At 70.9% G+C, this 24,970-nt stretch carries 20 protein-coding genes; 5 read left to right on the forward strand and 15 right to left on the reverse strand.

Annotated features, from left to right (window positions below; all coding sequences use genetic code 11):
• Positions 1–97: 97 nt before the first annotated feature.
• Positions 98–1,588, reverse strand: a complete 1,491-nt coding sequence (gene gltX / locus LNK82_RS15910; RefSeq protein ID WP_230567759.1) for a glutamate--tRNA ligase — start codon at positions 1,586–1,588, stop codon at positions 98–100.
• A 90-nt stretch (positions 1,589–1,678) separates the two neighbouring features.
• Between gltX and LNK82_RS15915 the strand changes: the two genes are divergently transcribed.
• The gene (locus LNK82_RS15915; protein ID WP_230567760.1) at positions 1,679–2,926 is read left to right on the forward strand and encodes an FAD-dependent oxidoreductase; all 1,248 of its coding nucleotides are present in this window, start codon (positions 1,679–1,681) and stop codon (positions 2,924–2,926) included.
• A 7-nt stretch (positions 2,927–2,933) separates the two neighbouring features.
• On the opposite strand, the gene LNK82_RS15920 is transcribed toward LNK82_RS15915, so the two are convergent.
• Positions 2,934–3,704 (reverse strand): fumarylacetoacetate hydrolase family protein, encoded by a 771-nt coding sequence (locus LNK82_RS15920; protein WP_230567761.1) that lies wholly within the window; start codon positions 3,702–3,704, stop codon positions 2,934–2,936.
• 57 nt (positions 3,705–3,761) lie between these two features.
• Between LNK82_RS15920 and LNK82_RS15925 the strand changes: the two genes are divergently transcribed.
• Positions 3,762–4,391, forward strand: coding sequence for a S1 family peptidase (locus LNK82_RS15925; RefSeq protein ID WP_230567762.1), 630 nt, complete (start codon positions 3,762–3,764; stop codon positions 4,389–4,391).
• Here the strand turns inward: LNK82_RS15925 and cimA are convergent.
• The 11 genes from cimA to LNK82_RS15980 all read right to left on the reverse strand — a co-directional run bounded on the left by cimA (position 4,372) and on the right by LNK82_RS15980 (position 20,067).
• Complete coding sequence (cimA, locus tag LNK82_RS15930) at positions 4,372–5,967, reverse strand: citramalate synthase (RefSeq protein ID WP_230567763.1); 1,596 nt, start codon at positions 5,965–5,967, stop codon at positions 4,372–4,374. The genes LNK82_RS15925 and cimA overlap by 20 nt on opposite strands.
• A 188-nt stretch (positions 5,968–6,155) precedes the next feature.
• A complete protein-coding gene (locus LNK82_RS15935; protein WP_230567764.1) occupies positions 6,156–7,133 on the reverse strand; it encodes an ABC transporter substrate-binding protein in 978 nt (325 codons plus the stop codon).
• 13 nt (positions 7,134–7,146) lie between these two features.
• Entirely contained in the window at positions 7,147–7,884 is a 738-nt protein-coding gene (locus tag LNK82_RS15940; RefSeq protein WP_230567765.1) for a heme ABC transporter ATP-binding protein, read from the reverse strand.
• Complete coding sequence (locus LNK82_RS15945) at positions 7,884–9,035, reverse strand: FecCD family ABC transporter permease (protein WP_230567766.1); 1,152 nt, start codon at positions 9,033–9,035, stop codon at positions 7,884–7,886. The genes LNK82_RS15940 and LNK82_RS15945 overlap by 1 nt, the downstream gene beginning before the upstream one ends.
• Before the next feature lie 474 nt (positions 9,036–9,509).
• Positions 9,510–10,547, reverse strand: a complete 1,038-nt coding sequence (locus LNK82_RS15950) for a 3-isopropylmalate dehydrogenase (RefSeq protein WP_073891631.1) — start codon at positions 10,545–10,547, stop codon at positions 9,510–9,512.
• 228 nt (positions 10,548–10,775) lie between these two features.
• The gene (locus tag LNK82_RS15955) at positions 10,776–14,066 is read right to left on the reverse strand and encodes a S8 family peptidase (RefSeq protein ID WP_230567880.1); all 3,291 of its coding nucleotides are present in this window, start codon (positions 14,064–14,066) and stop codon (positions 10,776–10,778) included.
• Positions 14,067–14,383: 317 nt separating this feature from the next.
• The gene (gene serA, locus LNK82_RS15960; RefSeq protein ID WP_230567767.1) at positions 14,384–15,973 is read right to left on the reverse strand and encodes a phosphoglycerate dehydrogenase; all 1,590 of its coding nucleotides are present in this window, start codon (positions 15,971–15,973) and stop codon (positions 14,384–14,386) included.
• A gap of 364 nt (positions 15,974–16,337) precedes the next feature.
• Positions 16,338–16,607, reverse strand: a complete 270-nt coding sequence (locus LNK82_RS15965) for a DUF397 domain-containing protein (protein ID WP_230567768.1) — start codon at positions 16,605–16,607, stop codon at positions 16,338–16,340.
• A gap of 63 nt (positions 16,608–16,670) precedes the next feature.
• A complete protein-coding gene (gene ilvC, locus LNK82_RS15970) occupies positions 16,671–17,684 on the reverse strand; it encodes a ketol-acid reductoisomerase (protein WP_230567769.1) in 1,014 nt (337 codons plus the stop codon).
• A gap of 31 nt (positions 17,685–17,715) precedes the next feature.
• Complete coding sequence (gene ilvN, locus LNK82_RS15975) at positions 17,716–18,222, reverse strand: acetolactate synthase small subunit (protein WP_053723072.1); 507 nt, start codon at positions 18,220–18,222, stop codon at positions 17,716–17,718.
• A gap of 6 nt (positions 18,223–18,228) precedes the next feature.
• Positions 18,229–20,067, reverse strand: a complete 1,839-nt coding sequence (locus LNK82_RS15980; protein WP_268996476.1) for an acetolactate synthase large subunit — start codon at positions 20,065–20,067, stop codon at positions 18,229–18,231.
• Positions 20,068–20,354: 287 nt separating this feature from the next.
• Here LNK82_RS15980 and LNK82_RS15985 point away from each other — a divergent pair, with 287 nt between their 5' ends.
• From LNK82_RS15985 to ilvD, 3 genes are all read left to right on the forward strand, one after another.
• Positions 20,355–20,804, forward strand: a complete 450-nt coding sequence (locus LNK82_RS15985) for a PH domain-containing protein (RefSeq protein ID WP_230567770.1) — start codon at positions 20,355–20,357, stop codon at positions 20,802–20,804.
• Positions 20,801–21,244: a vitamin K epoxide reductase family protein gene (locus LNK82_RS15990; protein WP_230567771.1), complete on the forward strand. Its 444-nt coding sequence runs from the start codon at positions 20,801–20,803 to the stop codon at positions 21,242–21,244. Before LNK82_RS15985 ends, LNK82_RS15990 begins: the two co-directional genes overlap by 4 nt.
• An 82-nt stretch (positions 21,245–21,326) precedes the next feature.
• Positions 21,327–23,174, forward strand: coding sequence for a dihydroxy-acid dehydratase (gene ilvD, locus LNK82_RS15995; RefSeq protein WP_230567772.1), 1,848 nt, complete (start codon positions 21,327–21,329; stop codon positions 23,172–23,174).
• Between the two features lie 59 nt (positions 23,175–23,233).
• Here ilvD and LNK82_RS16000 read toward each other — a convergent pair whose 3' ends face one another.
• Both LNK82_RS16000 and LNK82_RS16005 read right to left on the reverse strand, forming a co-directional pair.
• Positions 23,234–23,968 carry a DoxX family protein gene (locus LNK82_RS16000; RefSeq protein ID WP_230567773.1) on the reverse strand — a complete coding sequence of 245 codons (735 nt, stop codon included), beginning with the start codon at positions 23,966–23,968 and terminating at the stop codon, positions 23,234–23,236.
• A 72-nt stretch (positions 23,969–24,040) separates the two neighbouring features.
• Positions 24,041–24,955, reverse strand: coding sequence for a 2-hydroxyacid dehydrogenase (locus LNK82_RS16005; RefSeq protein WP_230567774.1), 915 nt, complete (start codon positions 24,953–24,955; stop codon positions 24,041–24,043).
• Positions 24,956–24,970 lie beyond the last annotated feature (15 nt).

Below are 24,970 nucleotides of genomic sequence, written 5' to 3' on the forward strand. Positions count from 1 at the left end.
GGCTAGGTGCGGTCACCCCTCGTCCGACTCGACCAGAGAGGTGATATCTAGGGGTTCTTGCACGGTCAAGCACCCCTGAACCGCCCGAACGAACCAGTCAGATTGCCCCGAGCGCGCGGCGCAATCGCCCGATCGAGCGACTCCGACCCAGTAGTTCCATGGATTCGTAGAGTGGTGGCGAGACGGTACGGCCCGTCACGGCGACCCGCACCGGCGCGTACGCCTTGCGCGGTTTGAGGCCCAATCCGTCCACAAGCGACACCTTCAGCGCCTCCTCGACGGCGGCGGCCGTCCACTCCGGAAGCGATTCCAGGGCGGCGACGCTCGCCTCGAGCACGGGTCGGGCGTCCGGGCCGAGGGCCTTGGCCGCCGAGTCCTCCTCGGGCGCGAAGTCCTCCTCCGCGACGAACAGGAACCGCACCATCCCGGAGGCCTCGGACAGCACCACGAGCCGCTCCTGCACGAGCGGAGCGACGCCCGACAGCAGGGCGACCTGCTCGGGCGTCGGCTCGGCGGGCAGCACGCCGTCCTTGACCAGGTGCGGCACCACGCGGCTGACGAAGTCCTCGACGGGCAGCGCGCGCAGGTGCGTGGCGTTGATCGCCTCGGCCTTCTTCAGGTCGAAGCGGGCCGGGTTGAGGCTGACCTTCTCCAGCTCGAACGCCTCGACCAGCTCGGCCACGGTGAAGATGTCGCGGTCGTCGGCGATGGACCAGCCGAGCAGCGCGAGGTAGTTCAGCAGGCCCTCGGGCAGGAAGCCGCGGTCGCGGTAGAGGAACAGGTTCGACTGCGGGTCGCGCTTGGAGAGCTTCTTGTTGCCCTCGCCCATCACGTACGGCAGGTGCCCGAACCGCGGCGTGAACGTGGTCACGCCGATCCGGGTCAAGGCCCGGTACAGCGCGATCTGGCGCGGGGTCGACGGGAGCAGGTCCTCGCCGCGCAGCACGTCCGTGATGCCCATCAGGGCGTCGTCGACCGGGTTCACGAACGGGTACAGCGGGTCGCCGTTGGCGCGCACCAGCACCGGGTCGGGCGTGCTGCCCGCCTTGAACGTGATCTCACCGCGCACCAGGTCGACCCACGAGATGTCCTCGTCGGGCATCTTCAGGCGCAGCACCGGCTGCCGGCCCTCGGCGCGGAACGCGGCCCGCTGCTCCTCGGTCAGGCCGCGGTCGTGGCCGTCGTAGCCCAGCTTCGGGTCCTGGCCCGCGGCCTTGCGCCGGGCCTCGATCTCCTCGGCCGTGGAGAACGACTCGTACAGCTCGCCGGCCTCGAACAGGCGCTTGGCGATGTCGTCGTAGAGGTCGCGGCGCTGGCTCTGCCGGTAGGGCGCGTGCGGGCCGCCGATCTCGGGGCCTTCGTCCCAGTCCAGGCCCAGCCAGCGCATGGCTTCCAGCAGCGAGAGGTACGACTCCTCGGAGTCGCGGGCCGCGTCGGTGTCCTCGATCCGGAACACCACGGAGCCGCCGGTGTGGCGGGCGTACGCCCAGTTGAACAGGGCGGTGCGGATGAGCCCCACGTGGGGCGTGCCGGTCGGCGACGGGCAGAAGCGGACGCGGACCTCTGGAGATGCTGCTGATGCGCTCATGACCCGATCAGCGTATCGGGCTTGACCGGGGCGGCGCGCAGGAGCATCCTGAACTTATTCAACTGGTGTTGAAAAGCAGAGGGGTGGATCATGGAGCGGACTGGTGTCGTGGTCGTCGGGGGCGGCCCGGCGGGCATGGTGGCCGGGTTGTTGCTGGCCAGGGCCGGTGTCGAGGTGACGGTGCTGGAGAAGCACGGTGACTTCCTGCGCGACTTCCGCGGCGACACGGTGCACGCGTCGACGTTGACGCTGCTGGACGAGCTGGGCCTGGGGCCGTCGTTCGCGGAGGTGCCGCACCAGCTCGTGGACAAGGTGCAGGTGCTGCTGGACAGCGGCCCGCAGACGATGGGCGACCTCAGCCGGCTCCCCGGCCGGCACAAGCACATCGCGATGGTGCCGCAGTGGGACTTCCTGGACCTGCTCGCCGACGCGGGCAAGCGCGAGCCGACGTTCACGCTGCGGATGAACACCGAGTTCACCGGGCTCCTCAGGAGCGGCGGCAAGGTGACCGGCGTGCGCTACCGCACGCCGGGTGGCGAGACCGGCGAGCTGGCCGCGGACCTGGTCATCGCGGCCGACGGGCGCCGTTCACTGGTGCGCGAGCAGCTCCGGCTGCCGGTGCACGAGTTCGGCGCGCCGATGGACGTGTGGTGGTTCCGGTTGCCGCGCGACCCCGGCGAACTCAGCGGCGCCACCGGCCGGTTCACCCAGGGCCAGGCCATGGTGCTGATCAACCGGGGCGACTACTTCCAGTGCGCGTACCTCATCCGCAAGGGCACCGACGAGGTGCTGCGGGCGGAGGGGATCGCCGCGTTCCGGCGGCGGGTGGTGGAGCTGGTGCCGTGGCTGGCGGAGCGGATGGAGACCGTCGAGTCGCTGGACGACGTGAAGCTGCTGGACGTGAAGCTCGACCGCCTGCGGCGCTGGCACGCCGACGGCGCGCTGTGCATCGGTGACGCGGCGCACGCCATGTCGCCCATCGGCGGCGTCGGCATCAACCTGGCCGTGCAGGACGCGGTGGCCGCCGCGACGCTCGTGGCCGCGCCGCTGCGCCGCGGACAGCTGAGCCCGAAGGTGCTGGCGAAGGTGCGGCGCAGGCGGTGGCTGCCCACGGCGGTGACCCAGGCGGTGCAGCGGCGGATCCAGGACTCGTTCCTCAAGCCGACGCTCACCGGCGCGCCGAGCGCGACGCCGGGGCGCCCGCCGCTGCCGGTCCGCCTGATGGCGCGGTTCCCGCGGCTGCAGGGCGTGCCCGCCTACCTGGTGGCCATCGGGCTGCGGCCCGAGCACGCGCCGAAGTTCGCGCGGCGCGCGCCCGAGCGCATCGAGCGCGGCTGAGCGGTGCTCAGCGGTTGGTGACGGTGTTCGTCAGCGTGCCGAGGCCCTCGACGGTCACCGAGACGGTCTGCCCGGCGGTCAGCGGGCCGACGCCGGCGGGGGTGCCGGTGAGGATCACGTCCAGTGGGCGCAGGGTCATCACCGAGGAGATGTGCTCGATCAGCTCGGGGATGTCGTGCACCAGCAGCGAGGTGCGCGAGTCCTGCTTGACCACGCCGTCGACCTCGGTGCGGATGGCCACGTCGGACGGGTCGAACTCGGTCTCCACCCACGGGCCCAGCGGGCAGAACGTGTCGAAGCCCTTGGCCCGCGTCCACTGGCCGTCGGCCTTCTGCAGGTCGCGCGCGGTGACGTCGTTGGCGATCGTGTAGCCGAGGATCGACTGGCGGGCGCGCGAGGCGGGGATGTCCCGGCCGCCGACGCCGATGACGACGGCCAGCTCGCCCTCGAAGTCGACCCGCTCGGACACCGCGGGCAGCTTGATGTCCGCGTTCGGCCCGATCACGGCGGTGTTGGGCTTGAGGAACATCAACGGGTTCTCGGGCACCTCGTTGCCCAGCTCGGCGGCGTGCTCGGCGTAGTTGCGGCCGATGGCCACGATCTTGGGCGGCAGGAACGGCGCCAGCAGGCGGACGTCGGCCAGCGGCCAGCGGCGACCGGTGAACGTCGGGTTGGCGAAGGGGTCGTCGGCGATCTCGACCGCGGTGAGGTCGTCGCCGTCGCCTTCGATCGCGGCGAAGGCCAGGCCGTCGGGTTGGGCGATACGGGCAATGCGCACGGAGATCACCCTAACCGGCGGCTTGAAACCCCACCGTGCGTGCCTAGCGTCGGAGGGATGCGAACCCTGCTGCTCGTACTCGCCCTGCTCGTCGCCGCCACCGCTCCCGCCGCCGCGACCACGTCCGCGCTGCCGACCCCGCTGGAGGCGGGCACACCCCTCTACACGTGGAACGGCGGGCGCTGCGCCAACGGCTTCAACGCCCGCGGCTTCCTGATCGTGCCGCCGTCGTGCGGGATCGTCGGCACGGTGGTCCGCGGGCCGAACATGGTCGACATAGGCCCGATCGTCGCGGTCCGGACGACCTACGCGATCGTCCGGATCACCAACACCGCCGCCTGGGTCCAGCGGCCCACCATCGCCGGGCGCTCCGGCGTCATCACCGGCTCGGCGGAGACGCCCATCGGCGGCACGGTGTGCGCGGCCGGCCGCACCACCGGGTTGCGGTGCGGCACCGTGCAGGCCAAGAACGTCACGGTCAACTACCCGGAAGGGGTCGTCTACGGCCTGACGCGGACCAGCGTGTGCACCGAGCCCGGCGACCAGTGGGCCCCGATCTTCACCGGCTCGCAGGCCCAGGGGCACTCGCTGGGCGGCAGCGGCAACTGCACGGTCGGCGGCTCGTCCTACTTCGAGCCGCTCAACCGCGTCCTGGCCGCCGAGCGGCTCACGCTGGTGACGGGCTGACCCGCATCGCCTTGTGCACGAGCGCGTCGCACAGGGCGAGCCAACTGGCCTCGACGATGTTGCCGTGCACGCCCACGGTGGTCCACTCGCGCTCGCCGTCGGTGGACTCCACGAGCACGCGGGTGACGGCGTCGGTGCCGTGCTGATCGGTCAGGATGCGCACCTTGTAGTCGTTCAGCTCCACCGCGTCCAACCACGACAGGTGGGGCAGGAGCGCCTTGCGCAACGCCGCGTCCAGCGCGTGCACCGGGCCGTTGCCCTCGGCGGTGGCGATGACGCGCTCGCCCGCCACGTGCACCTTGACCGTGGCCTCGGACACGATCGAGCCGTCCTGGTGGTGGTCGAGCACCACGCGGTACGACTCGAGCACGAACGGTGGCGCGTCCAGATCGGACAGCTCCTCCTTGAGGAGCAGCTCCAGGGAGGCGTCGGCGGCCTCGAACGACCAGCCGCCCGCTTCCAGCTCCTTCACCTTGCGCACCACGTTGGTGAGCGCCTCGGGCCGGCGGGTCAGGTCGATCCCGAACTCACGTCCCTTGAGCTCGAGACTGGCCCGACCCGCCATCTCGGTGACCAGCACCCGCATGTCGTTGCCGACGGTGTCCGGATCGATGTGGTTGTACAGCTCCGGGTCCACCTTGATCGCGCTCGCGTGCAGCCCCGCCTTGTGGGCGAAGGCCGACGACCCGACGTAGGCCTGGTGGGTGTCGGGTGCGATGTTCGCGATCTCGGCCAGCGCATGGGAGACCCGGGTGAGCTCGGCCAGCGACTCGTGCGGTAGCACCTGCAGGCCGAGCTTGGTCACGAGGTTCCCGACGACGGCGAACAGGTCCGCGTTGCCCGCTCGCTCGCCGTAGCCGTTCGCGGTGCACTGGACGTGGGTCGCCCCCGCCTGCACCGCGGCGATGGTGTTGGCCACCGCGCAGGACGTGTCGTCCTGGCAGTGGATGCCGACCCGGAAGCCCGTGCGGGCGACCACGTCGGCGACGGTCTCGGCCAGCCCGAGGGGCAGCTGGCCGCCGTTGGTGTCGCACAGCACGACGACGTCCGCGCCACCCTCCACTGCGGACTCCAGCACGCGCAGCGCGGTGTCCGGGTCGTACGCGTAGCCGTCGAAGAAGTGCTCGGCGTCGACGAAGACCCGGCGGCCCTCGTTCACCAGGAAGGCGACGGTGTCCCGGACCATCGCGCAGTTCTCCGCCACGTCGGTGCGCAGGGCCCGCTCGACGTGCCTGCGGTCGGACTTGGCGACCAGCGTCACGACCGGCGTCCGGGCGTCCAGCAGGGCCCTGACCTGCGCGTCCTGTTCCACCTTGACGCCCGCCTTGCGGGTCGAGCCGAACGCGACGAGCTGCGCGTGCTTGAGCGTGAGCTCCCCCGCCGCCGCCCTGGCGAAGAACTCCGTGTCCTTCGGCATGGCGCCCGGCCAGCCACCCTCGATGAAGCCGACGCCGAGCGAGTCGAGCAGGCGGGCGACGGCCAGCTTGTCGTTGACCGAGTAGGAGATGCCCTCGCGCTGGGCACCGTCCCGCAAGGTCGTGTCGAAGACGTGGAATGAATCGCCGAGGGGGGTCACGAGAGGGCTCCTAGAGATCTTGGAAAACAAAAAGACCCCCCGCAGGATGCGAGAGGTCGGCGCGTCGGGTGCTTCGAGGCAGCACTACCCGACGCGCTGGGAAATAATGATCACGGTGTGGAGAGCCACGTGGCCGATGGTGCCACAACCCGTCCGCGGATACCAAGCCACGGACGGGTTGTCCCACACTATGGGTGATAGCTATCGGCCAAGAACTTCGCGAACGCGGCGATGGCGGCCGGGTTGCGCGGGCTTTCCACCAGGGCCGCGTAGGGCAGCACGAAGAAGCGCTTGGCCTTGATGGCGGGCACGTCGGCGAGCGGCGGGTAGGACTCCAGGAAGGCCTTCTTCTCGTCCGGTGTGGTCGCCTCGCCGTCGGCGTAGTCGTTGATCAGCACCACGTCCGGCGCGCGGTCCACGACGGCCTCCCAGCCCACTGTGGTCCAGCTGTCGTCGAGGTCGCCGAAGATGTTGTCGCCGCCCGCCTTGCCGATGATGTCGTGCGGCGCGGCGTTGCGGCCCGAGGTGAACGGCTGGTCGAGGCCGCTGTCGTAGAGGAACACCTTCGGCCGGTGCCGCTTCACGAGCTGCTCGGCCTCCTCCACCTGCTTGCGGTAGCCCGCGATCAGGTCCTCGGCCTTCCGCTCCACGCCGAACACGCGGCCCAGGTTGCGCAGGTCGGTGTAGAGGGCGTCCAACGGCGGCATGATGCCGCGCTGCTTGCCGACGCCGTTGCGGCACGCCTCGGTGAGCTGGTAGGTGGCGATGCCGAGGTCGGCGAGGGCGTCCGGGGTGAAGCCGGTCGCCTCGGAGAAGCCGTAGTTCCAGCCCGCGAACACGAAGTCCGCCTTGGCGCCCTGGACGAGTTCCTTGGTGATCTGCTCGCCGAGGTTCGGCACGCGCTCGAAGTCCGCTTTCCACGGTGAGGAGGCGACGTCGCCCGCCTGGCCGGCGCCGATCACGTAACCGGCCATCCGGTCGCCGAGGCCGAGCGCGAACATGAGTTCGGCGATGCCGGTGTCGTTGGTGACCACACGGGACGGTTTCGCGTACGAGACCTCCTGGCCGCAGTTGGTGACGGTGACCTCGTCGGTGGCGGCGGTCGGTGCGATCCGCGCGCCGCAGCCCGTCGTGAGGAGGAGGGCGAGGGCGACGAACTTCTTCACTTCGGTGGGCTCCCTAGTGTTCGAACAGCAGTTGGGGTGCACCGCTGGTGGGGTGGCGGACGACGTGGGCCCGGACGTCGAAGACGTCGCGCAGCACTTCGGGGGTGAGCACTTCGTCCGGTGTGCCGCTGCGCACCACGCGACCGCCGTCGAGCACGTGCAGGCGGTCGCAGTAGGCGGCGGCGAGGTTGAGGTCGTGCAGGACCGCGAGGACGGTCACGTCCAGGCTCCGGACCAGCGCGAGGACGGCGAGCTGGTGACTGATGTCGAGGTGGTTGGTGGGCTCGTCCAGGACCAGCACCTTCGGCTGCTGGGCGAGGGCGCGGGCGATGAGGACGCGCTGGCGCTCGCCGCCGGACAGGCTGAGGAAGCCGCGGTGGGCGAGGTGCGCGGCGTCCACCCGGGACAGTGCTCCGGCCACCACCTCGTCGTCGTGCTCCGGGGTGCCGCGGTGCGGGAGGCGTCCCATCGCGACCACTTCGGTGACGGTGAAGTCGAACTCGACGTGGCTGTCCTGGGTGAGCGCGGCGAGGTGCTCGGCGGTGTCGCGGACCTTCATCGAGGTGATGTCCCGGCCGCCGAGGCGGACCACTCCCCCGGACGGCGCGAGCGCCCGGTACACGCAGCGCAGCGTGGTGGACTTGCCGCTGCCGTTGGGCCCGACGATGCCGTGCACCTCGTGCGCCGGGGCGTGCAGGTCGACGCCGCGGAGGATGTCGGTGACGGTGAGGTCTTCCAGCCGGACGTCCATCAGCGACCGCCGAACACGTAGCCGCGGCGGCGCATCAGCAGGATGAAGCACGGCACGCCCAGCGCGGCCGTGATGACGCCCAGCGGCAGCTCTTCGGGTGCGGCGAGCAGGCGTGCGGCGACGTCCACCCAGATCAGGAAGCACGCGCCCGCGAGCGGTGCGACGGCGAGCACCTTGCGGTGGTCCGCGCCGACCGTGAGGCGGACCAGGTGCGGCAGCATGAGGCCGACGAACCCGACCGCGCCGCTGACCGCGACCAGCACGCCGGTCATGGCGGCCGTGACGCCGAACAGCGCCTTGCGGGTGCGGGGGACGTCGATGCCGAGGGTGGTGGCGGTCTCGTCGCCCATGGACAGGGCGTTGAGGTGCTTTGCGCGGGTCCGGAGGTAGGCGACGCCGGCCAGCACGACCGCGGCGGCGACGGGCAGCGAGCCCCACGTGACGCCGCCGAGGCTGCCCAGCAGCCAGAACATCGCGGCGCGTGCGGCCTCGCCGCGTGGCGACTGGAAGACCAGCAGCATGGCGACGGCGGAGAAGCCGTAGGCCAGGGCGGTGCCGGTGAGGACCAGGCGCAGCGGGGCGAGGTCGCGGCCGGCGACCACGTAGACCAGGGCCATCGCGGCGAGCGCGGCGAGGAACGCGGCGGTGGAGAGGGCGTAGACGCCGAGTGAGGCGAACAGGCCCGTGGTCACGACGGCGGTGGCGCCGACGCTCGCGCCGGAGGAGATGCCCAGCACGTACGGGTCGGCCAGGGCGTTGCGGACCATGGCCTGGATGGCGACGCCGACCACGGACAGGCCCGCGCCGACCACGGCGGCGAGCAGCACGCGGGGCAGGCGGATGTCCCACACGATCCGGTAGGGGCCCGCTTCGGCGGCGTCGATCGTGCCGCCGGTGAGCGCGGCGGCGAGGAAGCGCAGGACGTCGCCGAACGGGATGCTCACCGGTCCGAGCGCGACGCCGGCGACGACCGAGGCGGCGAGGACGGCGGCGAGGACCAGGCACAGGCCCGCGGTGGGCGGTCGGCGCGGTCCCGGCGGGTTGCGCGGCCCCGACTGCGTGCGTGATGTCGACGGGGTGGGTTGCGCCGGCGACATGGGCGGTGTCGGCGGGGTGCGGTCGGGGGTGCCCCGGCTGCTGGTGGAGGTCACCGGTCGCCTTTCGGACGGGTGGCCCAGACCGGCCACCCGCACCCGCTCGCGGCAGGCCGGCGCACCCGTCCCGCAGACCACGGCAGGAGTTGGAGCTTCTTCCCACCGCCCACGGGTGATCGGGCTCGCCGAGCGTCGTGCAGCGTGACGTTCGGCCTACCGTTGCGGGTCAGCGCCGGAATTCGACCGGACTTCCCCCACGGGCGGCACCGGCGACCCTACGGCCCGTGACGCGTTCAGGGCCACCACGACATCGCCGTGGTGGCCCTGATCACGCAAACCCGCGTGTCGAACGCTCGCGTCCCGCGTGTCGAACGCTCAGGTACGCCGAATTCCACACTCAGGTCGGGTCACGCCGGTCCTGAGCGTTGAACTCGTGGGACCTGAGCGTTCGACACGCGGTGCCTGAGCGTTCGACACGCGTGTTCTGAGCGTTCGACACGCCGGACTTGAAGGTTCGACACGCGCGGTTGGTCAAGCGGTTCGGACGTTCGAGGAGACCAGGGCGGCCAGGCGGTCGCCCACCGCGTAGGTCGCGCCCGGCGACGAGTGGTCACGAGTCGCCAGATCGAACGCCACCGACGCCTCGATCCGCCGGGCAGCCTCGGACTCGCCGAGGTGGTCCAGCATCAGTGCGACGGAGAGGACCGCCGCGGTCGGGTCGGCGATGCCCTGGCCCGCGATGTCCGGCGCGCTGCCGTGCACCGGCTCGAACATGCTCGGGTTGCGCCTGGTCACGTCGAGGTTGCCCGACGCCGCCAGCCCGATGCCGCCGGTCACGGCCGCCGCCAGGTCGGTCAGGATGTCGCCGAACAGGTTGTCCGTCACGATCACGTCGTACCGGCCCGGGTCGGTGACCAGGTGGATCGTCGCCGCGTCCACGTGCTGGTATGCCACCGTCACGTCGGGGTGCTGCAACGACACCTCCTCCACCACGCGCGACCACAACGACCCGGCGTGCGTGAGCACGTTGGTCTTGTGCACGAGCGTGAGGTGCTTGCGCGGCCGGTTCGCGGCACGGGCGAACGCGTCGCGCACCACCCGCTCCACGCCGAACGACGTGTTGATCGACACCTCGGTCGCGATCTCGTGCGGCGTGTCCTTGCGCAGGAGGCCGCCGTTGCCGGCGTACAGCCCCTCCGTGCCCTCGCGCACCACCACCATGTCGATCTCGGGCGGATCGGCGATCGGGCTGCGCACACCGGGGTAGAGCCGGGCCGGGCGCAGGTTCACGTGGTGGTCGAGCTCGAACCGGAGCCGCAGCAACAGGCCGCGTTCCAGGATTCCGCTCGGCACCGACGGATCGCCCACGGCGCCGAGCAGGATCGCGTCGTGCTGGCGGAGTTCCCCGAGCACGGACTCCGGCAGCAACTCACCTGTGGCGTGCCAGCGCGCCGCGCCGAGGTCGTAGCGGGTGATCTCAGCCGCTGGAACGACCTCACCGAGAACCTTCAGGGCCTCGGCGACGACCTCGGGCCCGATCCCGTCTCCTGGGATCACTGCGAGCCGCATCCACACACCTCCCAGGTATCAGTCCCATTGCACGGGACTAGTTTCCATTGCGAAAGGCTACCGGTCCGAGGCCGTGAAACCGCACTCGGAACACCCCTCCGTGGTCATGTCTCCCGGACTGCGGGACACCCGAACGGTTCAGTGCACCCTTTTGGGTGTCACCCGATGCGCTTAAACGGCTCTGGCCGGCCGGGGCAACCCCCGACCGGCCAGAGCGGTGCACGACGATCAGGCCACTGGGCGGACGGCCACGCCGACCGTCGACCTCGCCCGCACCCTCACCACGTCCGCCTTGTCACCCGAGGCGTTGTGGTGGTGCAGGACCAGCAGGCTGTCCGCGCCGTCGGCCGCCGCGGCCTCGGCGTCGTGGTTGACCACCAGCGCGGTGGCCGGGCGCGCCAGGTAGGACAGCGCGGGGTCGCCACCGCCCTGCACCCACAGGCCCGGCTTGAGCGGGTCGAACGACAGCGGGTTCGGGAGCGCGTCGACCAGGCCGTTGGACGAGCCCGGAGCCACGTAGAACCCGGCCACGCCGACCTGGTAGGCGATCCGCGACGTGTCCGCCGACGCGTCGATGCCCAGCGCCGACAGCAGCACGGGCAGGACCACCACGTTCGTGTCGAACACGTTCGTGTCGACATCGCCGAACTGGCCGTTGACGCCCTGGAGGTCGACCGTGGCGCCGGTGGACAGGTCCACCGTGGCCGCGACCAGCAGGTCGGTGTCGGTCAGCTTGGTCGCGTAGACCTCGTAGTCGAACGTGCCGTCACCGTTGGTGTCGATGTCGACGAACGGGATGGTGTTGCTGCCCAGGTTGTACCAGTTGCCCCAGGTGGAGAGGCCGAACGCGAGCATCGCGTCCGCCGGCTTGCCCTGCGCCTTGGCCAGCGGCGCCGTGGAGGCGACGCCCACGTGCCGCAGGTCGCCGCCCTTGGCCGTGTCGTTGAGCACGCAGTTGTCGGTGACGTTGCGGCGGCACTCCGGCAGCTGCGGCGAGGACGCCTGCAGCTCCAGCACGCTCACCAGGGACCGGTAGGCGCCCTGGTCGACGCCCCGGCCGGTCAGGTTCAGCACGCCCTGGCCCTTGCCGTTGACCCGCACGCTGCCGGCCACGGCGATGTCCGCCACCGGCTTCGGCGCGGAGTACACCGGCACCCTCAAGGACACCGCGGAACCGGACTTCGGCGTGAGCACGACCCGGCCCGACGCGTCGGCCAGGTACTGGCGCGGCACGTCGAGGTGGTTCGCCTCGATCGTCGGGTCGACGGTCTTGCGCAGCGCCGCCGGGTCGTCGATCTTCAGCGTGACGGTGATCCGGGCGATGCCGCGCGGGCTGAGCCGCACGGTGTTCGCGGACAGCTCGTAGCGCACGCCCGGGATCTGGGTCAGCGCCTCGTAGCCCACGGTGTAGTCCACCCACTTGGTGGACTTGTTGACCACCTTGATGGTCTTGGTGAGGCTGACCGGCGCGGCCACCTCGACCGTGCCGAACGACGCCGACACCGAGCCCGGGTTGTCCTGCACGTAGGCGAGGACCTGGTTCTCGACCGCGGCCTTGCCGTCGACGCGGCCGGCGCCGACGCGGTTGGGCGCGTAGACCTTGCCGTCGGCCTTCACGTCGTGGCCGGCGGTGTTCATGACCGCCGCCTTGACCTCTTCGGTCGTCCAGTCCGGGTGGACCTGGCGCACGAGCGCGGCGATGCCGGCGATGTGCGGTGCGGCCATCGACGTGCCCGAGTTGACCATCGTCTTGTTGCCCGAGCCGACCAGCGCGGAGGCGATGGAGTCGCCGGGCGCGGCCACGTCCGGCTTCACGACCGGGCCGCGCACGCCGCGCGAGGTGAACGAGCTCGGGGTGTCGCTGATGGACTGGTCGTACGTGGGCAGCGAGGTGCGCAGGTCGCCGCCCTGGCGGACGGCCAGCGTGCCCGCGGCCAGCGCCGGGCGCAGGGCCGCGGTCGCCGAGCCGGTCAGCTGGAACACCGGGATCGCCGCGTTGCCGGAGATGCCCGCGTTGAAGTGCTCCAGGTTGGAGGTGAACAGCGCGCCGATGGCGCCCGCGGCGGTGGCGTTGTTGGACCGGCCGACCGAGCCGCAGCGACGCGTGGCGTCGTTGTCGTCCCACTCCAGCCACACCATCTTGCCCGCGACGGCGGCCTTGTCCGCGGCCGAGAACGGCAGGCAGCCGTCCTTGTTGGCCGCGTCGCTCATCGCCACGACGGATCCGCTGACGTTCGCGCCCTCGTAGTTGTAGGCCACGCTGTACTGGCCGGGCTTCGAACCCGCGGAGCCGGCGGGCGCGGTCACCTCGACCGCGTCGCGCAGCACGTACGCGTCACGGGTGCTGGCCACGGTCAGCGCCTCGGGGGTGCTGCCCGGCGAGCCGCCGATGTCGTACAGGTCGCCGCCGTTGCCCGCGGAGAACACGGTCAGCACGCCGGAGGCGTTGAGCTTGCGCACGAACAGGCTGTCCGGGTCGTCCGGGGCGCCGTAGTCCGAGCCGAGCGAGAGGTTGACCACGTCGAGGTGGTCGGAGAAGTCGCCGTCGCCGTCGGGGTCGAGCGCCCAGTCCAGCGCCTGCGCGGTGACGTTGGTCGAACCGTCGCAGCCGAACACCTTCAGCGCGTACAGCAGGGCCTTCGGCGCGGTGCCGGGGCCGATGCGCATGGCGTCCAGCGCCTGGGGGGTGAGCCTGGTGTAGTCACCCTTGAAGGTGGAGCCGTCGGCGTTGACGCCGAAGCCCGCCGCCGTGCCGGCGACGTGCGAGCCGTGGCCGTTGCAGTCGAGCGGGTTCGGGTCCGGCTTCGGGGTGTTGATCGCCGGGTCGTCGCTCTCGCCGTCGTAGGCGTTGCCGACGAAGTCGTAGCCGCCGACCACCTTGGCGGTCGGGAAGTACGAGGCGTCGACCTTGGTCTCGTCGATCGCCTCGAACGCCTCGATGGTGCCGGGGCCCGCGAAGTCGCTGTGGGTGTAGTCGATGCCCGTGTCGATGATGCCGACGCGGGTGTCGTCACCGAGCTTGCCGTACTCCTGCCACGCCTTGAGCGTGTTCGTCAGCTGCACGGCGGTGGAGTTCTGGCGCTTCTTCGGCACCACGGTGCGCACGGACTTCACGTCGGCGCGCTGGGCCAGCTCGCGCACCTTCGCGGCGTCGGCCTGCACGACCACGCCCGGCACGCCGTTCGCGGTGCGGAACAGCTCCTTGGTGGCGGAGTCCTTGCCCCTCAAGGCGTCCACGACGACGTCGGTGACCCAACCGGTGTCGCTCCTGGTCGCCTTGGCGGCGTCCTTGGCCTGCTGCTTCGTGGCGCCCTGGCTGGTCTTCTCGGCGAACGCGTCGACGGCCGGCTTGGCCTCCAGCTCCACGAACGCGGTGACCCTGCCCTTGGCGGCCGTCAGCCGGTCGGACACCTTCAACTGCAACTTGCCCGCATCCAGACCGCGCGCGTTCGCGACGGACGGTGCCAGTGGATCTTCCGCGGCCAGTGCGGTACCGGCGGTGGACCCGGCGACGAGCATCGCGGCCAACACCGGTACGGCAGATCTGGCGAAAACGCGAGATCGGCTCACAACGTGCCCCAAGCGAGGTCGGATTCGACCGGGCAGGCAGCGTCTTCTCCAGTGGGGGCACTGCCCGCGTGGTGCCGTGCCCTCTACGGCACCGGGTCAACCTCGTGCGAGGAACCTAATCGCTCGATCGAGCTGATCAGTTAGCCCAAACGAGTGATGGCAACCACAGTTTTGACAACTAACGGTTAACTGTGACACCGCCGAGACCTGCGACGATATACATCGACAGGTCTCGGCGGCGTTACTCCGTTTCGGGGACTAGCCGATCACTCGAAGTTGACCGAGCGCACCGTGCGCGCGCCGACGGCCGCGCCGATCGGGTCGAGCACCGCGGTGTCCACCGGGCGGTCGACGCGCAGCAGCATGAACGCGTCCGCGCCGTCCTTGGTCTGGCTGATCTGGGCGGCCTCGACGTTCACGCCGGCCTCGCCGAGCAGGGTGCCGACCGCGCCCATCACGCCCGGCCGGTCCGGGTACTCCAGCAGCAGCACGTTGCCCTCGGCGCGCAGGTCGAAGCCGCGGCCGTTGATGCCGACCAGCTTCTCGACCTGGTCCAGGCCCGTGAGCGTGCCGGACACCGTGATGACCGCGCCGTCCGCCTGCACCGCGCGCACCGTGACCAGGCTGCGGTGGTTGGCGCTCTCCGGCTCCTTGACCAGGTCGACGCTCACGCCGAGCGAGGTGGCCAGGGCCGGGGCGTTGACGAAGGTGACCTGCTCCTCGACCACGCTGGAGAACACGCCGCGCAGCGCGGCCAGCGGCAGCACCGCGACGTCCTCGTTGGACAGCTCGCCGCGCACCTCGACCGAGACGCTCGTCGGGGCCTTCGCGCTCAGCGCCGCGACCACCGTGCCCAGCTTCTGCACCAGCGGCAGGTACGGGCGGACCTCCTCGCCGACCACGCCGCCGCCCTGCACGTTCACCGCGTCCGGCACGAAGTCGCCGGCCAGCGCGAGCAGCACCGACTTGGCCACGTCCGTGCCCGCCCGGTCCTGCGCCTCCGTGGTCGACGCGCCCAGGTGCGGGGTGACGACGACGTTCGGCAGGCCGAACAGCGGGCTCTCGGTGGTGGGCTCGGTGGAGAACACGTCGATGCCCGCGCCGCCGACCTGGCCCTCCTTCACGGCCTCGGCCAGCGCCTCCTCGTCGACCAGGCCGCCGCGGGCGGCGTTGACGATGATCACGCCGCGCTTGGCCTTGGCCAGCTGGGCGGCGCCGATCAGGCCCTTGGTCTCCGGGGTCTTCGGCAGGTGGATGGAGATGAAGTCGGCGCGCTCGAGCAGCTCCTCCAACGTCACCAGCTCGATGCCGAGCTGCGCGGCGCGAGCGGCGCTCACGTACGGGTCGTAGGCGATGAGCTCGGTGCCGAAGGCCGCGATGCGCGCGGCGAACAGCTGGCCGATCTTGCCCAGGCCCACCACGCCGACGGTCTTGCCCTGGACCTCGACGCCGTTGAACTTGCTGCGCTTCCACTCGTGGTTCTGCAGCGTGGCGTGCGCGGCCGGGATCTGGCGCGCGGTGGCGAGCAGCAGCGCGACGGCGTGCTCGGCGGCGCTGACGATGTTCGAGGTGGGCGCGTTGACCACCATGACGCCGCGCTCGGTGGCGGCGGGCACCTCGACGTTGTCGAGCCCGACGCCCGCGCGGGCGACGACCTTCAGCTTGGTGGTGGCCTTGAAGACCTCGGCGTTCACCTTGGTGGCGGAGCGGACCAGGAGTGCGTCGGCGTCGGCGACGGCTTCGAGCAGCGCGGGACGGTCGGTGCCGTCGACGTGGCGCACCTCGATGCCATCACCGAAGACGTCGAGAACGGACGGTGCGAGCTTCTCGGCGATGAGGACAACGGGCTTGGTCACGGACGTCGCTCCCGGAGGTGTGAACGGGTGGGGAGCGCGGGGCCGTCGAGCAGGTCGTCACCCGCGCCGGCCGGCCACGGCAATGTGTCCGGGTTGTTAACGAGCATAGTCAGCACCCGCCCGGCGGTTGACACCCGGGTGCCCCGTTTCACCTGCTGGAACACGGTACGCGCGTCCCGCGAGGGGCCCCGGCCGCACGGGCTTCGGCCTCGACCCACCCGCGGGTGCCGGGTACGCGAACGTTCGGCACGCGGGACCTGAAGGTTCGACACGTGGGACGCGACGGTTCGACACGCGGGACCTGAGCGTTCGACACGCGGGACGCGACGGTTCGACACGCGGGGTTGGGGAGCGCGGAGGCGCGTCACCAGGGTTCGTCGAACTCGCCGTCCTTGACGCCGAGGATGAAGGCCTCCCACTCGGCGGGGGTGAACACCAGGACCGGGCCGTCGGGGTGGGCGGAGTTGCGCATCGCCGTGTAGGTCACGCCGTCGGTGTGCTCGACGAACGCGATCTCGACGTGCTCCTCCTCGTCCTCCGCGCCCTCGTCGCTGCGGATCCACTCGGCTCCGGCGAGGTCGAGGTTGCCCCGGACGTGGGCCTTGTCGTCGTAGATGGGCGCGCTGTCGGTCATGGGGCCTAGGTATACCGGGGCCCGCGGTCGAAACCGCGGGCCCCGGCGAAAAAACCGCTGATCTTACGCCGTTTCGGTGATGGGGCGGTCGACCCAGGACATCAGGCCGCGCAGCTTCTTGCCGACCTCCTCGATCGGGTGCTGCTCGCCCTCCTGCTGCAACTTCTTGTAGTTGCCGCGGCCGGCGTCGTCCTCGTTCACCCACTCGGTGGCGAAGGTGCCGTCCTGGATCTCGCCCAGGATCTTGCGCATCTCCTCCTTGACCCCCGGCGTGATGACGCGCGGGCCCCGGGTGAGGTCGCCGAACTCGGCGGTGTCGGAGATCGAGTACCGCATGCGGGCGATGCCGCCCTCGTACATGAGGTCCACGATGAGCTTCAGCTCGTGCAGGCACTCGAAGTAGGCGACCTCGGGCGCGTAACCGGCCTCGGTCAGCACCTCGAAACCGGCCTGCACCAGCGCGGACGTGCCGCCGCAGAGCACGGCCTGCTCACCGAACAGGTCGGTCTCGGTCTCCTCCTTGAACGTGGTCTTGATGACGCCCGCGCGCGTGCCGCCGATGCCCTTGGCGTAGGACAGCGCCAACGCCTGCGCGTTGCCGGAGGCGTCCTGCTCGACCGCGATCAGCGCGGGCACGCCCTTGCCGTCGACGAACTGGCGGCGCACCAGGTGGCCGGGGCCCTTGGGCGCGACCATGGCGACATCCACATTGGACGGCACGGTGATCAGGCCGTAGCGGATGTTGAACCCGTGGCCGAAGAAGACCGCGTCGCCGTCCTTGAGGTTCGGCGCGATGTCGTTGGCGTAGATGTGCCGCTGCGCGGTGTCCGGCGCCAGGATCATGATCAGGTCGGCCTCGGCGGAGACCTCGGCGGGCGTGCCGACCGGCAGGCCCTCCTCCTCGGCCTTGGCGCGGGACTTGGAGCCCTCGGGGAGGCCGATCCGGACGTCGACGCCCGAGTCGCGCAGGCTCAGCGCGTGCGCGTGCCCCTGGCTGCCGTAGCCGATGACCGCGACCTTGCGCCCCTGGATGATGCTCAGGTCGGCATCGTCGTCGTAGAAGATCTCGACGCTCACTGGTGGTACTTCCTTCCTCGGAACTGGAAAATCAGCGCACCGCGGTCGCGGTGATGGAGCGGGCGCCACGGCCGATGGCGACCATGCCGGACTGGACGATCTCGCGGAGCCCGTAGGGCTCCAGCATCCGCAGCAGCGCGTCGAGCTTCTCGGACGTGCCGGTGGCCTCGACCGTGACCGCCTCCGGGGAGACGTCGACGACCTTCGCGCGGAAGAGCTGCACCGTCTCGAGGACCTGGCTGCGCACCGTCGCGTCGGCGCGCACCTTGACGAGCAGGAGCTGCCGCTGGACCGACGCGGCGGGCTCGAGCTCGACGATCTTGATGACGTTGATGAGCTTGTTGAGCTGCTTGGTGACCTGCTCCAGCGGCAGCTCGTCGACCGACACCACGATGGTCATCCGGGAGATGTCCGGGTGCTCGGTGCGGCCGACGGCGAGCGACTCGATGTTGAAGCCGCGCCGCGAGAACAGACCCGCCACACGGGCGAGGACGCCGGGCTTGTCCTCGACCAGAACGCTCAGGGTGTGCCTAGTCATCACGGGTCACTCGTCCTCGTCGAACAGCGGGCGGATGCCACGCGCGGCCATGATCTCGCTGTTGCCGGTGCCGGCGGCCACCATGGGCCACACCTGGGCGTCCTTGCCGACCACGAAGTCGATGACGACCGGCCGGTCGTTGATCTCCATGGCCTGCTGGATCACCGGGTCGACCTGCTCGCGCGACTCGGCCCGCAGGCCCGCGCAGCCGTAGGCCTCGGCGAGCAGCTTGAAGTCGGGGATGCGGTGCTTGTGCGTGCCCAGGTCGGTGCTGGAGTAGCGCTCGCCGTAGAACAGCGTCTGCCACTGCCGGACCATGCCCAGATTGCCGTTGTTGATGACCGCGACCTTGATCGGGATGCCCTCGATGGCGCAGGTGGCCAGCTCCTGGTTGGTCATCTGGAAGCAGCCGTCGCCGTCGATCGCCCACACCTGGACGTCCGGCACGCCCGCCTTCGCGCCCATCGCGGCGGGCACCGCGTAGCCCATCGTGCCCAGGCCGCCGGAGTTGATCCAGGTGCGCGGCCGCTCGTACTTCACGAACTGCGCGGCCCACATCTGGTGCTGGCCGACGCCCGCGGTGAACAGGGTGTCCGGCGGGGTCAGCAGGCCGATCCGCTCGATCACGAACTGCGGGGACAGCGTGCCGTCCTCGGGCCAGTCGTAGCCCAGCGGGAACGTCTCGCGCAGCGCGTTGAGCTGGTCCCACCACGGCGCGAGGTCGACCGTGCGCGCCGCGTTCTCCTTCTCCGCGCGCACCGCGTCGACCAGGTCGCGGATGATCTCCTTGCAGTCGCCCACGATCGGCACGTCCGCGCGGCGGTTCTTCGAGATCTCGGCCGGGTCGATGTCGGCGTGCACGACCTGCGCGTCCGGCGCGAACGTGGACAGCTGGCCGGTGACCCGGTCGTCGAACCGCGCGCCCAGCGCGATCAGCAGGTCCGACTTCTGCATCGCGGCGACCGCGCCGACCGTGCCGTGCATGCCGGGCATGCCCATGTGCTGCGGGTGCGAGTCGGGGAACGCGCCGCGCGCCATCAGCGTGGTCACCACCGGGATGCCGGTGGACTCGGCCAGCTCCAGCAGCTCGGCCGACGCCTCGGCCTTGATCACGCCGCCGCCGACGTACAGCACGGGCCTGCGGGCCGCGGCGATCAGCTTCGCGGCCTCGCGCACCTGCTTGCCGTGCGGCCGGGTCGTCGGCCGGTAACCGGGCAGGCGCAGCTCCGGCGGCCAGGAGAACGAGGTCATCTCCTGCAGCACGTCCTTGGGGATGTCCACCAGGACGGGTCCGGGTCGGCCGGTGGCGGCCAGGTGGAACGCCTCGGCGATGGCGCGGGGGATGTCCGCCGCGTCCGTGACGAGGAAGTTGTGCTTGGTGATCGGCATCGTGATGCCGCAGATGTCGGCTTCCTGGAACGCGTCGGTGCCGATCAGGGGGCGGGACTGCTGGCCGGTGATGGCGACCACCGGGACGGAGTCCATGTTGGCGTCCGCGAGGGGCGTGACGAGGTTCGTGGCGCCCGGCCCCGAGGTGGCCATGCAGACGCCGACCTTGCCGGTGGCCTGGGCGTACCCGGTCGCGGCGTGGCCCGCGCCCTGCTCGTGGCGGACCAGGATGTGGCGCACCTTGGTGGAGTCGAGGAGGGGGTCGTAGGCAGGCAGGATCGTGCCGCCGGGAATGCCGAAGACCACTTCGCAGCCCACTGCCTCCAGCGAGCGGACGAGGGACTGGGCACCGGTCACGCGGATGGGAGCGCCGCTCGGCGGGGCCGGTTTCGGCCGCGGTCCAGGGCGGGGCGACGACGACTCTCCGGGAGCCGGTCGCGAGGTTGCGCTGGTCATCTGTCTGCCTCGTGGGTAAGGAGAATGCACGGTCCGGGCACGAAAAAACCCTCGCCAACCCGAACGGGTCGCACGAGGGTCGCGCGTCGACGCAAGCTCGAATGCCTAGGCGTCGACGCGCCTGGGAAGTACGAGAACGAGGTTGCGCTGCATGGGGCTGACGTTAACCGTCAAGGAGGCGGAGCGTCAACTGTGCGGGACGGCACTCCCGGATCGTGGAAGCCCTCACGTGCGTGGACGTGGGCCGAGGTCACCCGCTCGGACGAGGAGTGACAGCATCTCGAACCGTGCCGAAAGTCGTGTTCCGCATCCCCACGCCCGCCCTGCTCGCCGCCGGCTCCGCGGCGATCTGCGCGACGCCCGTCGCCTGGGGCGTACCCGGTCTCCAGGCCCTCTACCTGCTGCCGGCCGCGTTCGCATGGTGGGTGGTGCGCAACCGGACGACCGTGGACGGCGAGCGGATCGTGGCGCGGGGCACGTTCGGCAAGCGGGTGGTGCCGTGGTCGGACGTGAAGGCGATCAAGGTGGTCCCGAAGGGGTGGTTGTCGGCGGTGCTGACCGACGACTCACTCGTCCGGCTGCCCGCCGTCCGCGCCGTCCACCTGCCGATGTTGTCGCAGGTCAGCGGCGGGCGGGTGGCCGATCCGACGGCCGTGCCCGAGGCCGACGAGCCCTCGGCCGGGCCCGCCGGGCCTGACCAGGACGAAACGCCGCCGCCCGTAAAGTCGCCCGAGTGAGTTCGAACACGCGAACCCTCGGCTGGGTGCCCGTCGTCAGCCTGGTGCTGTCGGTCGCGGGCCTGGCCGTCTCGGCCTACCTCACCATCGCGCACTTCACCGCGGGCGCGCTGCTGTGCGCCGAGGGCGAGGTGATCGACTGCGGCACGGTGACCACCAGCGAGCAGTCCGAGCTGTTCGGCATCCCGGTCGCGGTGCTGGGGCTCGCGTTCTTCGCGTTCCTGACCGTCGCGTGCCTGCCGTTCGCCTGGCGCAACGAGGCGCTGCACTGGGCGCGGCTGGTGTCCGTCGGGGTCGGTGTGCTGTTCGTGGTGTACCTGGTGGCCGCCGAGTTCCTGCTGATCGGGAAGATCTGCCTGTGGTGCACGGCTGTGCACGTCATCACGCTCGCGCTCGCCGCCGTGCTGGTCGTCGGCGCGTTGCGGCGGAGTAATCTCTGAGGCACCGCTCCCGCTTTCCGCGCCCCACACCCCGCGCGCGCGTCGTACGCGAGTTCTCTTGGCAAAGACTTCTGGAGGAGCCGTGCCACCGCTCCGTTCCCGCACCACCACCCACGGCCGCAACGCCGCGGGCGCACGCGCGCTGTGGCGCGCGACCGGCATGACCGACAGCGATTTCGGCAAGCCGATCGTGGCCATCGCCAACTCCTACACGCAGTTCGTGCCGGGGCACGTGCACCTGCGCGACCTCGGGGACATCGTGGCCGAGGCGATCCGCGAGGCTGGCGGGGTGCCGCGCGAGTTCCACACGATCGCGGTCGACGACGGCATCGCGATGGGGCACAGCGGGATGCTCTACTCCCTGCCGTCGCGGGAGATCATCGCCGACTCGGTCGAGTACATGGTCAACGCGCACCAGGCCGACGCGATCGTCTGCATCTCCAACTGCGACAAGATCACGCCGGGCATGCTCAACGCGGCGATGCGGCTGAACATCCCGGTCGTGTTCGTCTCCGGTGGACCGATGGAGGCGGGCAAGGCGGTCGTGGTGGACGGCGTCGCCGTCGCGCCGACCGACCTGATCACCGCGATCTCCGCGTCCGCCTCGCCGGACGTGGACGAGGCCGGGTTGGCCGAGGTCGAGCGGTCGGCGTGCCCGACCTGCGGCTCGTGCTCGGGCATGTTCACCGCGAACTCGATGAACTGCCTCACCGAGGCGCTCGGGCTGGCGCTGCCGGGCAACGGCTCCACGCTGGCCACGCACGCCGCGCGCCGCGAGCTGTTCACCGAGGCCGGCCGCACGGTCGTGGAGCTGTGCAAGCGGTACTACGAGCAGGACGACGAGTCGGTGCTGCCGCGCTCGATCGCGAACCGCGAGGCGTTCGAGAACGCCATGGCGCTGGACATGGCGATGGGCGGCTCCACGAACACCGTGCTGCACATCCTCGCCGCCGCGCGCGAGGGCGAGGTCGACTTCACGCTGGCCGACATCGACGCGCTGAGCCGTCGCGTGCCGTGCCTGTCGAAGGTGTCGCCGAACTCGGACTACCACATGGAGGACGTGCACCGGGCGGGCGGCATCCCGGCCCTGCTCGGCGAGCTGTGGCGGGCCGGCCTGCTCAACGAGGACGTGCAGACCGTGCACAGCCCGGACATGGCGTCGTGGTTGGGCGAGTGGGACGTGCGCGCGCCGTCGCCGTCGCCGCGGGCCGTCGAGCTGTTCCACGCGGCGCCGGGTGGCGTGCGCACGACGGAGGCGTTCTCCACGTCCAACCGGTGGTCGAAGCTGGACACGGACGCGGCGGGCGGCTGCATCCGCGACGTCGAGCACGCGTACACCAAGGACGGCGGCCTGGCCGTGCTGCGGGGCAACCTGGCCGAGCGCGGCGCGATCATCAAGGCGGCGGGCATCGACGAGGAGCTGTGGCGGTTCGAGGGGCCGGCGCGGGTGGTCGAGTCCCAGGAGGAGGCCGTCTCGGCGATCCTGAAGAAGGAGATCCAGGCCGGTGACGTGCTCGTGGTCCGCTACGAGGGTCCCGCGGGCGGGCCGGGCATGCAGGAGATGCTGCACCCGACCGCGTTCCTGAAGGGCGCGGGCCTGGGCCGCAAGTGCGCGTTGATCACCGACGGGCGGTTCTCCGGCGGCACGTCGGGCCTGTCGATCGGCCACGTCTCGCCCGAGGCGGCGGGCGGCGGCGTGATCGGCCTGGTCCAGGACGGCGACCGGATCCTGATCGACGTCCACGAGCGGCGGCTGGAGCTGCTGGTGGACGAGGACGTGCTGGCCGAGCGGCGGGCGAAGATGGAAGCGTCGGAGCGGCCGTGGCAGCCGGTCGACCGGGTCCGCCCGGTGACGGCGGCGCTGCGCGCTTACGCCCGGATGGCGACGGACGCCTCCACGGGCGCCGTGCGGGACGTGAACTCTGTTTGATTGCCGCTGCTCCGCAGACGGCGACTCGGTCGCCCGCCGTCTGCGGAGCAGCGGCAGTGCTACCTGAAGACGTAGAGGGTGGCCGCGGTCGCTCCGGCGGCGATCACCAGGCAGATGAAACCGGACAGCAGCGGGTGGCGGAACCAGCTCCGGTTGTAGTCCAGGGCGGCGCGGCCGGGGCCGGCGAACAGCGTGGCGAACGCCATCGCCGCGTACACCGCCTCCAGCTCGACGCCGTTGGGCGCGAAGAAGCCGCCGCGGTACTTCAGGGCGATGACGTTCGCCATCACGCCGAGCACACCGGCCGCCGCGAGCGGGGTGAACAGGCCGAGGATGAGCAGCGCGCCACCGCCGAGCTCGGTGATGCCGGTGACCCAGGCCAGGATCCGGGCCTCGCGGAACCCGGTGGACTGCAGGTACTGGGCGAACCCGTCGATGCCCGGCCCGCCGAACAGGCCGAACACCTTCTGCAGGCCGTGCATGACGAACGCCCCGCCCAACGCGAGCCTCAGCACCAGCAGGCCGATGTCGGCACTGGCGGTCCAGCCGAACGGCTTGCGCTCGTCGTCGTCCTCGAAGGTGTCGTAGTGGGAAGCGGGCTTGTCGTCCAAGTCCGCGATGGGCGTGTAGCCGGAGGCGTCGAAGCCCTTGGTGTCCTTGCCGAACGTGTCGCTGTCGATCGTCCGCGTGCCGTCGTCGAAGTGGTGAACTCCTCCGCCAACGCCACTCGCCGAGTAGAACCCGTCGTCGGAGTAGCCGCCAGATGTCCTCGAGCGGTCGTCGTGAGTAGCCACGCACCCGCACGTTAGGAGGTTCGGAGGACGTCCGCGAGCGTCCGTTCAGTCGGCCTGATTCACCCGAATGGGCTAATAATCGCCCTTGACCAGGTTTCGGGGCTGCTCGCCGCGCGCGAACCGGCCGACCTCGGCGGCCACCACGGCGTACGCGCGCTCGGCGTGGCCCGTGCAGCTGCCGGCCACGTGCGGCGTGAGGAACAGGCCGGGTGCCGTCCACAGTGGATGGTCCGACGGCAGCGGCTCCGGCTCGGTGACGTCCAGCGCCGCGCGCAGCCGCCCCGAGGACAGCTCGGCCACCAGCGCGTCGGTGTCGACCACCGCGCCGCGCGCCGCGTTGACCAGGATCGCGCCGTCCTTCATCCGGGAGAGGAACTTCGCGTCCACCATCCCGGTGGTCTCCTCGGTCAGCGGCACCACGACCACCACCGCGTCGAACCCGCCGAGCAGGTCGGGCAGCTCGTCCACGCCGCGCACGCCGGGCCGGGCGGTGCGGCCGACCAGGGTCGCGGTCGCGTCGAACGGCTCCAGCCTGCGCCGGAACTGCTCGCCGAGGTCGCCCGCGCCGACGACGAGCACCTCCTTGCCCTGCAACGTCTCCGTGAGGTGGTAGTCCCAGCGGCGTTCCTGCCTGGCCCGCTCGAACACCGGGAAGTCCCGGTAGATCGCGAGCAGCGCGCCGATCGCCCACTCCGCCGTGCTGCCGCCGTGCGCGCCGCGACACGTCGACAGCATCACACCATCGGGTACGACGCCGATGAACCGCTCGGCGCCCGCCGACAGCAGTTGCACCAGCTTCAACGACGGCAGTCGGCCGAACACCTCACGCGGGTCCGTGCCCAGCAGGAACTTCGGCACCAGGACTTCCGCGTGGGCGGCCTCGGCGGGCAGCGGCTGCCCCGGCTCGTAGCGGACGGGCCGCACACCCTCCACGTCGGACAGCACGCGGACACCCAGGTCGTCGGGGACCAGCACGGTAAGGCTCACGGGACCGCACGTTAC

Origin of the sequence: Saccharothrix luteola (assembly GCF_020859565.1) — a bacterium.
In the GTDB taxonomy this organism is placed as follows: domain Bacteria; phylum Actinomycetota; class Actinomycetes; order Mycobacteriales; family Pseudonocardiaceae; genus Actinosynnema; species Actinosynnema luteola.